General features: G+C 35.0%; 12 protein-coding genes, 1 tRNA gene and 1 pseudogene. 4 read left to right on the top strand and 10 right to left on the bottom strand.

Features of this window, described 5'->3' with window-relative positions; all coding sequences use genetic code 11:
* The 10 genes from DXN33_RS09380 to DXN33_RS09425 all read right to left on the bottom strand — a co-directional run bounded on the left by DXN33_RS09380 (position 1) and on the right by DXN33_RS09425 (position 11,306).
* A complete protein-coding gene (locus tag DXN33_RS09380; protein ID WP_115904950.1) occupies positions 1-369 on the bottom strand; it encodes a septum formation initiator family protein in 369 nt (122 codons plus the stop codon).
* A complete protein-coding gene (locus DXN33_RS09385; RefSeq protein ID WP_049552243.1) occupies positions 362-628 on the bottom strand; it encodes an RNA-binding S4 domain-containing protein in 267 nt (88 codons plus the stop codon). Before DXN33_RS09385 ends, DXN33_RS09380 begins: the two co-directional genes overlap by 8 nt.
* 57 nt (positions 629-685) lie before the next feature.
* Positions 686-4,189: a transcription-repair coupling factor gene (mfd, locus tag DXN33_RS09390; protein ID WP_115904951.1), complete on the bottom strand. Its 3,504-nt coding sequence runs from the start codon at positions 4,187-4,189 to the stop codon at positions 686-688.
* On the bottom strand, positions 4,190-4,759 hold the full coding sequence (pth, locus tag DXN33_RS09395) for an aminoacyl-tRNA hydrolase (RefSeq protein WP_064276844.1): 570 nt from the start codon (positions 4,757-4,759) through the stop codon (positions 4,190-4,192). It abuts the gene before it with no gap.
* Between the two features lie 72 nt (positions 4,760-4,831).
* A complete protein-coding gene (gene ychF / locus DXN33_RS09400) occupies positions 4,832-5,947 on the bottom strand; it encodes a redox-regulated ATPase YchF (protein WP_004269823.1) in 1,116 nt (371 codons plus the stop codon).
* 234 nt (positions 5,948-6,181) lie between these two features.
* Positions 6,182-6,376 (bottom strand): DUF951 domain-containing protein, encoded by a 195-nt coding sequence (locus DXN33_RS09405; RefSeq protein WP_000285186.1) that lies wholly within the window; start codon positions 6,374-6,376, stop codon positions 6,182-6,184.
* Positions 6,377-6,440: 64 nt separating this feature from the next.
* Positions 6,441-7,577, bottom strand: a complete 1,137-nt coding sequence (gene dnaN / locus DXN33_RS09410; RefSeq protein ID WP_000581172.1) for a DNA polymerase III subunit beta — start codon at positions 7,575-7,577, stop codon at positions 6,441-6,443.
* Positions 7,578-7,735: 158 nt separating this feature from the next.
* A complete protein-coding gene (dnaA, locus tag DXN33_RS09415; protein ID WP_049493190.1) occupies positions 7,736-9,097 on the bottom strand; it encodes a chromosomal replication initiator protein DnaA in 1,362 nt (453 codons plus the stop codon).
* A gap of 211 nt (positions 9,098-9,308) precedes the next feature.
* Positions 9,309-10,067: a ParB/RepB/Spo0J family partition protein gene (locus tag DXN33_RS09420; protein WP_049486824.1), complete on the bottom strand. Its 759-nt coding sequence runs from the start codon at positions 10,065-10,067 to the stop codon at positions 9,309-9,311.
* 57 nt (positions 10,068-10,124) lie between these two features.
* Complete coding sequence (locus DXN33_RS09425) at positions 10,125-11,306, bottom strand: S1C family serine protease (protein WP_049486825.1); 1,182 nt, start codon at positions 11,304-11,306, stop codon at positions 10,125-10,127.
* A 183-nt stretch (positions 11,307-11,489) separates the two neighbouring features.
* Here DXN33_RS09425 and rlmH point away from each other — a divergent pair, with 183 nt between their 5' ends.
* The 4 genes and pseudogenes from rlmH to DXN33_RS09720 form a co-directional block, all read left to right on the top strand.
* Entirely contained in the window at positions 11,490-11,969 is a 480-nt protein-coding gene (rlmH, locus tag DXN33_RS09430) for a 23S rRNA (pseudouridine(1915)-N(3))-methyltransferase RlmH (protein WP_004269820.1), read from the top strand.
* Positions 11,970-12,012: 43 nt separating this feature from the next.
* A tRNA-Arg gene (locus DXN33_RS09435) sits at positions 12,013-12,086 on the top strand.
* Between the two features lie 164 nt (positions 12,087-12,250).
* Positions 12,251-12,376, top strand: coding sequence for a competence-stimulating peptide ComC (gene comC / locus DXN33_RS09440; RefSeq protein WP_115904952.1), 126 nt, complete (start codon positions 12,251-12,253; stop codon positions 12,374-12,376).
* Positions 12,377-12,396: 20 nt separating this feature from the next.
* Positions 12,397-12,711 (top strand): annotated as a pseudogene (locus tag DXN33_RS09720) (histidine kinase); the annotation flags it as partial.

Genomic DNA, 12,711 nt, shown 5'->3' on the forward strand with positions numbered 1-12,711 from the left:
TCACCTTGGGAGCAAGTCAGGAATCGTATAAACAGCTTCCCGATTCTTAGAATAATAATATTTTGCACGCATGTATTTAGCAGCGTACTCTTCATCTTTCAACTTTGTAGCAAAAGCTGTCTCTTTCTCCTTTTCCTCACTCAAGGTTTGATACTGAGTTTGCAAGTCTGATAACTGTTGACGTCTTTGGAGTAATTGATTATAGCTTTGAGCAAGATTATAAGTTGGTAAAATGAACAATAAAATCATCAAAATAAGAACCCAGCCCATGAAACGATTACGTTTTTGTCGTTCCTTCATCAGATAGCGACGACGTTGGTGTTCATTTTGAATAAAAGAATTATTCAATTGTACGATATTTTTAGACATTTTCTTCTACCCGTGTTTCACTGACAATTTCATACATTCCTGCTGCATCTTCTTTTTTTGTACTATCTTTCATCTCCAGTACTTTTACAAGCAGCAACTTATTGCCAAAGCGAATTTCAACTTGGTCATTAACTTTCAAATCCGTTGAACTTTTGGCCAAGATTCCATTTACCTTGATTCTGCCTTTATCTGCTACTTCTTTTGCGACTGTACGACGCTTGATAATTCTTGATACTTTTAAATATTTGTCTAGTCTCATTTTTATTACCTCAAATTATTATTGTACCATTTTTCTCCATTTTATAGAAGAAAAATGTTAAAGAGAATTGCCTTCTTTCAACACTTTTATCTCTAATAAACTTTCTCCAAAAATGAGCAGACCTTCTAAAATTTCATAGTCCTTCTTGTTTCGAACATCAAATACAACTTCCATTAATCCCTTATTCTCAGCTATAGCTGCTTTTAAGTTCGTTGCGGATAAAGCTTTAAAATAATCTTGAGCCAAGAACAGTCGCTGAGTAATTTTTTCAAATTGAACTGTAATCTTATTTTCTTTTCGTTCCACACGTTGAACAAAGACCTTATCAAGATAAGACTTAACCAAACCAATCTCTAAAAGATAAGCAACCACATCTGGGTATTCTCCAAAACGGTCCATCAGCTCTTCTTGTAACTCCTCATAATTGACAAGGTTGTCAATTTGACGAATTTTCTTGTAAATTTCAATCTTATGTCGTTGATCAGAAATATAAGTATCAGGAAGATAGGCATCAATTTGTAAAATCAACTCAGAATTCCCTTTGGTTCTTGTGTTCACATTACCATGTCGTTTAGCAATAGCTTCCTCCAATAACTGCGAATACAATTCAAAACCAACAGAATCAATGAAACCAGACTGGGATTTCCCTAAAAGATTTCCTGCTCCACGAATCGAAAGATCGCGCATTGCAATCTTAAATCCAGAACCCAATTCTGTAAATCCTTTGATCGCTTCTAATCTCTTTTCAGAGACTTCACTGATTGATTTTTCTGGGCGATACATGAGATAGGCATAAGCAATACGATTACTACGACCGACTCTTCCTCTTAACTGATACAAGGTTGACAAGCCCATATGGTCCGCATTTTCAATAAATAAAGTATTGGCATTTGGAATGTCCACCCCTGTCTCAATAATGGTAGTTGTCACCAAAATATCATACTGACCTTCAATGAAATCTAATAAAGTATTTTCTAACTGAATCTCACTCATTTGCCCATGAACAAAACCAATCGAAGCCTCTGGAATCAACTCCTGTAATTCTGAAACCTTTTGGTCAATCGTGTCAACTTTGTTGTAAAGATAGTAAACTTGACCTCCACGCTCCATTTCACGCAAGACCGCATCACGAATGACACTATCATTCTTTTCCAAAACATAGGTTTGCACTGGATAACGATTAGTCGGTGGAGTTTCAATAACAGACAAATCTCTGATTCCCAGCATAGACATATGAAGGGTACGAGGAATTGGCGTAGCGGTCAGGGTTAGGACATCCACTTGTTTCTTCAACTCTTTCAAGGTTTCCTTATGCTTGACACCAAATCGCTGCTCTTCATCAATAATCATCAATCCCAAATCAGCAAACTCAACATCTTTAGATAAAACTCGATGCGTTCCAATCAAAATATCAACTTGACCGTTTTTCAATTTTTCAAGTGTTTCAGTCTGTTCTTTTTTACTTCTAAAGCGACTCAACACATCAATATTAACTGCAAAATTTTGGAATCGTTCCTTAAAATTCGTATAGTGCTGTTGCGCTAAAACCGTCGTCGGAACTAAAACGACAACCTGTTTGTTATCATTGACTGCCTTAAAGGCTGCACGCATAGCAACTTCAGTCTTTCCAAAACCAACATCCCCAACTAAAAGTCGATCCATTGGCTGAGAAGCCTGCATATCGCTCTTGATTTCCTCAATACTACGAAGTTGATCATCCGTTTCAACATAAGGAAAGGCATCATCAAAAGCATGTTGATCTTCATCATCAGCTGAAAAAGCAAAACCCTTCAACTGGCTGCGCTCAGAATAAAGTTTGATTAAATCGTCAGCTATATCCTCTACCTGGTTCTTAACTTTTTGCTTGGCTTTTTTGAAATGACCATCATTTAATTTATTGAGTTTTGGCGCTTTCCCATCACTTGAAATATATTTAGACAGTAACTGAATCTGCTCTACTGGTATGGAAATTTGATCCCCATTTTGATACTGGACACTTACATAATCGCGGTGAATTCCCTTGATTTCAATTGTTTCAATTCCTAGATATTGACCAATCCCATGGATATGGTGAACAACATAATCTCCTTTTTCAAGTTCATTGTAATCTTTTAATCTCTCTGCGTTTGAAACATGTTGTCTTCGAAAACGACGTTTCAATTTCTTTTTAAAAATCTCATGTTCAGTTATCAATAAAACCTTTTCATCAACAAAATGAAAACCATGTCTGAGATTACCCTCGATTAAGTTTACAGATTCTTTACAAATACTTGACTTATCTCTGGAATCCAATTTAATCTGATATTCCTCTAAAACATCCTCCAATGTTTTACTTCCCATTGAATTGCTAGACTGAAGAATAATAGTGTAATTCATTTTTTTGTATCGATCAATTTCTTCTTTTAGAAAAGAAAATTGATTGAAAAACTCTTGCATGGGATATTGATTAAATTGATAAATTTGATCAAACTTGAGATTTCCTAACCCCTTTTGCAGGTTAGAGAAAAAGGTAACCGGACTCTGTTTTTTATAGATTTGCTCTGTATCTGCAAAATACTGCATCTCAGAAAATGCTTTACTGTTCTGTAATTCTTCTGTAAAGTATTGTACTAACTCCCTTTCAAAGACTTCATATTGATTCATCAATTTCTGATAATCATCAAAGAATACTGGGGTATCTTTTTCAATATAGTCAAAAACAGTCCATGTCTTGTCATAACACAAAGATAAAAACTTCCTAGAATCTAAATGAATTTGTTTTTGATGAAAACTTGAAAGAATTTCTTCTAAGTATGATTTTAAAATAGGTGATAACGTTTTTGAAATTTGTTTTTCTAAAGCTGACTGACCTCGTTGATAATCCTTTTCTCTCAAAAGCATATCACTAGCTGGAAAGATGGTGAGTTCTGTCTGATTTTCTTTCGATAATTGTGTTTCGACTTCAAATGACCTAATACCATCGACTTCATCACCAAAAAACTCAATTCGGAAAGGTTCTAACTGGGATATTTCAAAAATATCTAAAATATCTCCTCGCAGACTAAATTCTCCTTGAGTTTGTACTTGTGTAACTTTTCGATAGCCTATTTCCTTTAACTGATGGATAAGCGCATGTTGGTCATATTCTTCACCAACTGAGATTTTTACAATACTATCTTTGAATACATTTGGAGACGGTAAAATCAATCGACTTGCTGCAATATTACAAACCAAAATCCCTTTCTTAGATGTATCAGTCAAAAAACGCAAGGCTTCGACCCGTGAAATGATTTTTTCTTGTGAAGACATCAAGAACTCGACCATGGGGGAGTCATCTACCAAAAATGGATAGACAAGTTCCTCACCCAAGATAGATAGAAGATCACTAACAAGTCCTTCTGCTTCTCCATAAGTTGACGTCAATAACACAATCTTATCTTCTTTTTCTAAACTGCTTGCAATTGCAAGAGCCTTAGTAGATGTTGATAAGCCAAGTATTAGTTGTCTTTTCTTATCTGTTAAACTTTGATTCCATTTTTTAATCTGATTATTTTCTGAGAATAAATCTAATAAGGTCACCATTTATCCGTTATACCTCTGCATTGTTTTCTCAAAGTTTTTCTCTTGTAAATAATAGTTTACAGCATCGTCAACCTTGTCAATAGACTGTAAAATACCGATATAATCATCCTTGTCAAACTTACTCAAAACATGGTGAACAACTGACATACCATTTTTAGGTCTTCCGATTCCAATCTTAACACGATTAAAGACCTGGGTCCCTATATGTTGAATAATAGACTTGATACCATTATGACCACCTGCGGAGCCCTTTGATCTTAAACGAATCTTTCCAACTTCCATGTCAAGATCATCATAAATAATGAGTAAATCTTCAATATCCAAACCATAGTAAGTCAATAAAGCATGAACAGCTTTCCCGCTTTCATTCATAAAGGTCGTTGGTTTGACAAGATAAATTTTTTCGCCATTAAGAAAAAAAGATGCTAGATCAGCTTGAAATATCTTATCGTGTGTAAAAGTGATATTCTGTTTCTTCGCTAGTTGGTCAATCAACATAAAACCAACATTGTGTTTTGTTTCAAAATATTTATCCCCTGGATTGCCCAAGCCTACAAGTAATTTGGTCATTTATTTTTCCTTTCAAAAGCCAAAAGGGTTGGAATTTTTTTCCAACCTAATTGACACTATTTATTAAATCTCTTATACATTAAAGCGGAATTCCATGATATCGCCATCTTGAACGATATATTCTTTTCCTTCTTCCCGCAAGCGTCCAGCTTCTTTTACGGCCTTTTCAGATCCGTATTTCACTAGATCCTCATATGACATGGTTACTGCACGAATAAAGCCTTTTTCAAAGTCTGAGTGGATAATACCAGCTGCTTGAGGAGCCTTCATACCACGTTTGAAGGTCCAAGCGCGAACCTCTTTTTCACCAGCTGTGAAGTAAGTTCCCAGTCCAAGCAAGTGGTAAGCTGCACGAGTCAACTTGTCAACGCCTGATTCTGTCAATCCAAGTGCTTCAAGAAACTCTTGCTTATCTTCATCATCTAACTCAGAAATTTCTTCCTCAGCACGCGCAGAAATAACGACTACTTCAGCATTTTCTGTCGCTGCGAATTCACGAATTTGTTTAACATAGTCGATAGAGTCAGGTTCTGAAACCACATCCTCGTCCACATTAGCAACATAGAGCACTGGTTTAGTCGTCAAAAGGAAGAGACCTTTGACAACCTTTTGTTCTTCATCTGTAAATTCAATGGTTCGAGCTGATTTTCCATCTTCAAGAACAGGTTTAATCTTTTGAAGAACATTGAATTCTGCTACTGATTCTTTATCTTTTTGCGTACGTGCCATCTTTTCTACACGCGCATAACGCTTATTAACTGATTCTAAGTCAGCAAGAATCAATTCCAGGTTAATGGTGTCAATATCTGCAAGTGGATCTACAAAAGCGTCTTCCCGTCCTTGCTCGCGCATAACATTTTCATCATCAAAAGCACGAACTACATGAACAATCGCATCTACTTCACGGATATTGGCCAAGAATTTATTCCCTAGCCCTTCTCCTTTTGAAGCTCCTTTTACAATCCCTGCAATATCTGTAAATTCAAATGTTGTTGGCACTGTCTTTTTAGGAGTAATCATTTCAGTTAGTTTTTGTAGGCGTTCATCTGGAACTTCTACCATTCCAACGTTTGGATCAATCGTTGCAAATGGGTAGTTCGCTGCCTCTGCTCCTGCTTTTGTAATTGCATTAAATAGTGTTGATTTACCAACGTTTGGCAAACCAACGATACCTGCTGTTAAAGCCATATTTCTCATTCTCCGTTTTCATTTCAATCCCTAATATTATAACACAAAAAGGGAAAACTTGCTAACCCTCTAACTAAGGGTTCTCATACTCTTCGAAAATCTCTTCAAACCACGTCAACGTCGCCTTGCCGTATAGATATTACTGACTTCGTCAGTTCTATCTGCAACCTCAAAACAGTGTTTTGAGCAACCTGCGGCTAGTTTCCTAGTTTGCTCTTTGATTTTCATTGAGTATCAGTCAATAATTTTATTCATTTTTCGATCAAAATCATAGCGCCCCATCATGACAACATGGTCACAATTACTACATTTAATTTTGATATCTGCTCCTACACGTGTAATTTCCCAACGATTGGCCTTTTTACCTGTTGACTTGATGGTGCAAGCATGTGGTTTTTTCATTTCAACAAAATTTCCAACTTGATACATACTACTCTCCTTTTCTTTTTCGATTATATCATAAAAGAGGCGAGCTAGGCTCAACCTCTTTAACTTAATTTGTACGAACTGGTGTAATGAGCTGCATGAAGTCCTCGTCAGTATCTGCTGGCACAAGAGTAAATGGACGAACAGCTGAGATAAAGCTAATAGTCACCTTTTCGCTATTTAAAGCTTTAAGGGAATCAATCAAGTAAGTTGGGTTGAAACTAATAGTCAAATCTTCACCAGTAACCTGATCAGTATCGATTTCTTCGTTTACTTTACCAACTTCTGGAGAGTGAACATGGGCGCTAACAATCCCATCTTTAATTTCAAGTTTCACAGTACCATTTTGAGTCGCACTTGATAAAAGACGAGCACGCTCCATTGACTGGCGTAAGTTTACCACATCAAAAGTAATAGTAGTGTTAAAGTCTGTTGGAATCAAACGATCTGTATCAGGATAGTTACCTTCTAACAAACGAGTATAAAAGCTAATATTTTCGCTTCTAAAGAGGATTTGATTGTTGGCAAAGAAAATCTCTACAGTTTCAATATCGTCTGTAAATACTGCTGAAAATTCGCGTAGAGAACGGCTAGGAATGACAACATCAAAATCATCACTATTTTTCTCAAGCGTTAATTTTTTCTGGCTTAGACGATGAGAGTCTGTTGCCACTGTTTTTAGCTCCTTGTGTTGACTTAATACAAAATGAACACCTGTTAAAATTGGACGACTCTCTTGTGTACTTGCAGCAAAGGCTGTTTCATTGATAATTTTCTTGAGTAATTTTGTTTCAAGAACCAAAGGAGTACTTGCTGAAATTTCTTGGATTCGTGGATATTGTTCGCTATCTTTTCCTTTTAGGGTAATTTCTGATTTACCACTCGTTAAAACAATTTGATTTTGTTCAATTTCTTTAAAATCAAGAGTCACATCAGGTAGACTAGATACAACATTGATAAAGAAAGAAGCTTCAAGAAGAATTGAACCTAAAGAAGTAATTAACAAACCAGCATCTTCATTTTTTTGAGAAATAAAATTTTCAATTGAAATTTGACCATTTGAACCAATTAAAGTAACACCTTCATTGGTCACGTCAATTTTGACAGTTGATAAAATAGGAATGGCATTTTTAGAACTAATAGCTCTCTTAGTAGTATTTAAAGCTTGTAGAAATAAATTTTTATTAATTGAAAAATGAATCATGGATTCTCCTTTATTTATTTTTAGTATTAGAAGGATAATAGTAATAATAGAGTCTGTGAAATCTGTGGAAAACAGACTTTAAACAAGTCATATCAAGTTTTTTAGCTTGTTTAAAAAATGTGGATAAAAAAGATAAAAAAGCGAAAGTTATCCACAAGTTATTTAATTTTCTTTTTGATTGATTCAATTTCTAAACGTAAATTATCGTCTTCATCAATCAAAGATTTAATTTTAGCATGGGCGTGAATGACTGTTGTATGATCTTTTCCTCCAAATTCCTTCCCAATTTTTGGAAGACTATTATCTGTTAGTTCTCTAGATAAATACATAGCCACTTGACGGGCTAACACAATATTTTGAAGACGTCTACTTCCCTTCATTTCTTTGACACTGACACCATAAAAGTTACCAACTTCATTTTGGATTTTATCAATTGGGATGACGAGGATTTGGCTAACATCTTGTTTGCGAGCTCTAATGGCTTCTGCAGCGATATCGATAGTGATATCCTTAATCTTCTTCACTCTTGCAATTAAAGTGATGTCGTTGATTGCTCCTTCAAGTTCTCGAACGTTTGAATCAAATTGGCCAGCTAGGTATTCTAGGGTATCACTTTGGAAATTGTAGTCTAAATGCTCTGTTTTACTTTGTAAAATGGCAATACGTGTTTCAAAGTCAGGTGGTGTGATGTTTTGCGTCAAGCCCCAGCTAAAGCGCGTGACAAGCCGTTCTTCAAGGCCTTCTAAGTGTTTAGGACTACGATCACTAGTCAGAACAATTTGTTTTTGATTGCTATGGAGAACATTGAAAGTATTGAAAAATTCTTCTTGAGTTGCAACTTTTTTGCCACTCAGCGATTGGATATCATCAATTAACAAGAGATCAAGACTACGGTAAGTTTTTTTGAACTTTTCCATTTCACCAAGTCTCAGGTGTTCAAGAAAGTCGTTGATAAAGCTTTCAGCAGGGATGTACTTCACACGCGCATCAGGAATATTTTTCAAAATCTCATTCCCAATTGCATTGAGTAAGTGAGTCTTACCAAGGCCAGGTCCTCCATAGATAAAAAGAGGGTTATAGGTCAGAGCCAAATCTTCAGAGACAGCCAAAGCGGCTGATACTGCCCAAACATTTCCATCTCCTTGGATAAAATTATCAAAGGTATACTTTTCTTTTAATCCAGTATCCGAATAAGGAATAGATGCTAACTTTGGACTATAGTCATAAAGAGTTGAATTTGTAGCTTCTTCAACTTGTGAAATAGTCGTATCTTGAGGCTTGGTGAAAATATAGTGGGGAGTTATTTCAGCATCATAAATTTCAAAACCAGCTACTACAATGATATCTTTTAGTTGTTTTTCCCAGACCATTTCCATTTCAGATCGTGGTAAAAATATAGTGGCAACATTTTCCTCTACCTTAATGAGTTCAGCTTGAATAGCATAGAAATCATACATGGATCGAGTTAATCTTTCTTGAGCAAATTCTAATATACGATTCCAAAATTGTTTTTCTTTCAATCCATTCTCCTCCTTTACTATTTAAAAGTTTAATGTTAGACTTATTTTACCATAGATAGCAAGAATTTTCCACAAGCTGTGAAAATTAATCCACAATGTTATCAAGTTTTATCCACAGGTTGGGGATAAAATCAGAAACTATTGATTTATTAAGCTTTTTATTAAAAAAAGAGTGGATAACATTGTGAGATAAAAAAATAAAAGAACAGCCTTATTTCAGGCTGTTGATAATTCTACTGTATTCTTCTTGATTTGAGAAAGCAATAATGATTTTTCCGCTATCTTTTTTAGACAGTTTGATTTCTACATCTAATCCGAGTAGTTTTTTTAACTGTTCTTCTTCATTTTGTATGAAATAATCATTTTTTTTCTGTTTCTTTTGTTTTTTCTCTGTCAGAAGAGCTTCTAACTTCCTTACAGAAATGTCTTCATATATAATCCGTTGAAAGAAATAGTCTTGTTGTTCCTTATTCAAGCCAACTAGAGAACGCGCATGGGCTTGTGATAGTTTGCCATTTTCTACTTCTGAGAGGATCTGTTCTGGCAAGGACAGCAAGCGAATAGAGTTGCTGATATAAGGACGAGACTTGCCCATTTTATCTGCAATTTCAGCATGGGTAAATCCTTTCTCTACAAGAGATTCATAGGCGCGTGCTTCTTCTATTGGATTTAAATTTTCTCTTTGTAAATTTTCAATGATGGACTGGACCATCATCTCTTGGTTTGAAAGTTGTTTAACAACAGCTGGGATAGACGTTAGACCAGCTAAAAGTGAAGCGCGATAGCGTCTCTCTCCTGCAAGGATTTCATAACCAATAACAGGAGATTGACGAACAATAATCGGTTGAATGACCCCATTTTCTTTGATAGACTGTGCTAGTTCATGTAGTTTTTCTCCATCAAATTCTTTTCGAGGTTGATAGGGATTTTTTTGTATATCCGTGATAGAAATCATTTCAAATTTTTCCATGATTCTACACTAACACATCTTTTCTCTTATGTAAAGCTTTCTTTACATAGATGTCAATTAAGATTCTAAATCGCCTGAACTCTTGTCAAGTTTAATAGATGTAGTTTCTTCTTTACCGTTACGATAGTAAGTTATCTTAATGGTGTCTCCGATAGAATGATTGTAAAGAGCACTTTGTAAGTCTGTTGATGAAGCGATGTCTTTGTCATCTACTTTTGTAATAACATCGTATTTTTCAAGGTGACCATTTGCAGGCATATTACTTTGCACAGAACGAACAACTACACCAGATGTTACACTGCTTGGAATATTCAGTCTTCTAATATCACTTGTATTAATATTTGAGAGATTGACCATTTGAATTCCCAAAGCTGGACGAGTCACTTTTCCGTTCTTTTCCAATTGTTCAATAATATTGATAGCATCATTTGCAGGGATTGCAAAACCAAGACCTTCTACAGATGTTCCTCCATTTGTGGCAATTTTACTTGAGGTAATTCCGATAACCTGTCCTTGAATATTGATTAGTGGGCCACCAGAGTTACCTGGGTTAATAGCAGTATCAGTTTGGATGGCTTTTGTAGAAATGGCTTGTCCATCTTCAGATTTTAAAGATACATTTCGATTGAGACTAGATATGATACCTTGAGTGACAGTATTAGCATATTCAGAACCTAACGGGCTACCGATAGCAATAGCAGTTTCTCCTACGGTTAACTGACTAGAATCACCAAATTCCGCTACTGTTGTCACTTTTTCTGAAGATATTTTGACGACAGCAATATCAGAGAAAGTGTCAGCTCCGACGATTTCTCCAGGTACCTTAGTTCCATCTGACAAACGAATATCTACTTTGCTGGCACCATTTATAACGTGATTGTTGGTGACAATATAAGCTTCTTTGTCATTCTTTTTATAAATAACCCCAGATCCTTCACTAGAGATTTGCTGAGAATCTGTATCTGTATCATCATTGCCAAATACGCTATTTTGTCTGTTAGCTGAATAAGTAATAACAGAAACAACAGCGTCTTTTACTTTGTTAACAGCCTGTGTTGTTGAATTTTCGTTCTTATAGGCAGTCTGTGTAATAGTACTATTGTTGTTGGAGTTACTTACAGTACTTTTCTGAGTTAGTTGGTTTATTGAAAAACTCCCCAAGGCTCCACTAATAAAGCTAATGACGATAACGACTAATAATTGAAACCATTTTTTGTAAAATGTTTTGAGATGTTTCATATTTGCCTCCATATGTTTTAAATTAATGAAAGTATAAACTGACTAGCTTAATTATAACTTAAAAATAAAAGTTTTTCACAGATTGTGGATAACTTTCAAAAATCTGTGGTTTTCTCGGCTAAAATTAACCTTTTATTTTGTGAATAAGATGTGAAAAAATAGAGAATATGTTAGAATAGAGTCATGAAAATTAAAGTTGTAACAGTTGGGAAACTGAAAGAAAAGTATTTAAAAGATGGTATCGCAGAGTATTCAAAACGAATTTCTCGATTTGCTAAGCTTGAAATGATTGAGCTAGCAGATGAAAAAACACCAGATAGGGCCAGTGAGTCAGAAAATCAAAAGATTTTAGAAATAGAAGGTCAGAGAATTTTATCAAAAGTTGGTGACCGTGATTTTGTTATTGCGTTGGCTATCGAAGGGAGAACTTTCTCCTCAGAAGAATTTAGTAAGCAGCTAGAAGAAGCTTCTATAAAAGGATTTTCTACTCTTACCTTTATTATTGGAGGGAGTCTGGGGTTAGCACAGGATGTAAAAAAAAGAGCCAATCTTTCTGTTAGTTTTGGTCGCTTAACCTTGCCTCATCAGTTAATGAGACTAGTCCTTGTTGAACAAATCTATCGGGCTTTTACGATTCAGCAGGGATCACCCTATCATAAATAGAAAATTGACTTTCAATTGGATTTTTGGTAGAATAGCTGTATTAGGTCTCATAGCTCAGCTGGATAGAGCATTCGCCTTCTAAGCGAACGGTCGCAGGTTCGAATCCTGCTGGGATCAATATAGTAGCAAAGCTGGGAATTTTCCCGGCTTTTTTCTTAAAAAAGTACACTTGGGGAGAAAAAAATGACAGTTGAGAGAATTTTGTCTACAATGAAATTCCATTTTGTATAATAGTTTTTGTAAGTTAGCTTACAGGAAAAAACACTTTAGGAGATTTTATTATGAAAAACACAGTTAAATTGGAGCAGTTTTTAGACTTGAAGGAAAAAGACTTGCAGGAGATTCGAGGTGGGGATAGTAGGATATCAAAATACCTCCGTGATTTTATTTTCCCAAGAAAAAAGTAATGAAATAAGGGGAAAGAGTAATGAATTTATTTGGATTTGGGATAGTTATTGTTTATTTTTTTATCGTTAGCAAAAGTTATGAACGGATTTGTAAAATAACTAAAAAAGAGCATATAGTTTTTTTATGCTACACAGGTATATCAGTTTTTATACTTGAAGAAGTTGCTAGTATGATATATAGAGGTGGTTTTAGTTTAGTTAAATTTTTATTTCCATTAGTTATATATTTTTATTTAAGAAAATTTAAGATATATGAAACATACAAAGGAATTTTTATTAGTATACTATTATCTTTGTTATATAATGGTACCCATACTTTTATATCTGTAACGTTA

Source organism: Streptococcus sp. NM (genome assembly GCF_003390135.1).
Lineage (GTDB): Bacteria > Bacillota > Bacilli > Lactobacillales > Streptococcaceae > Streptococcus.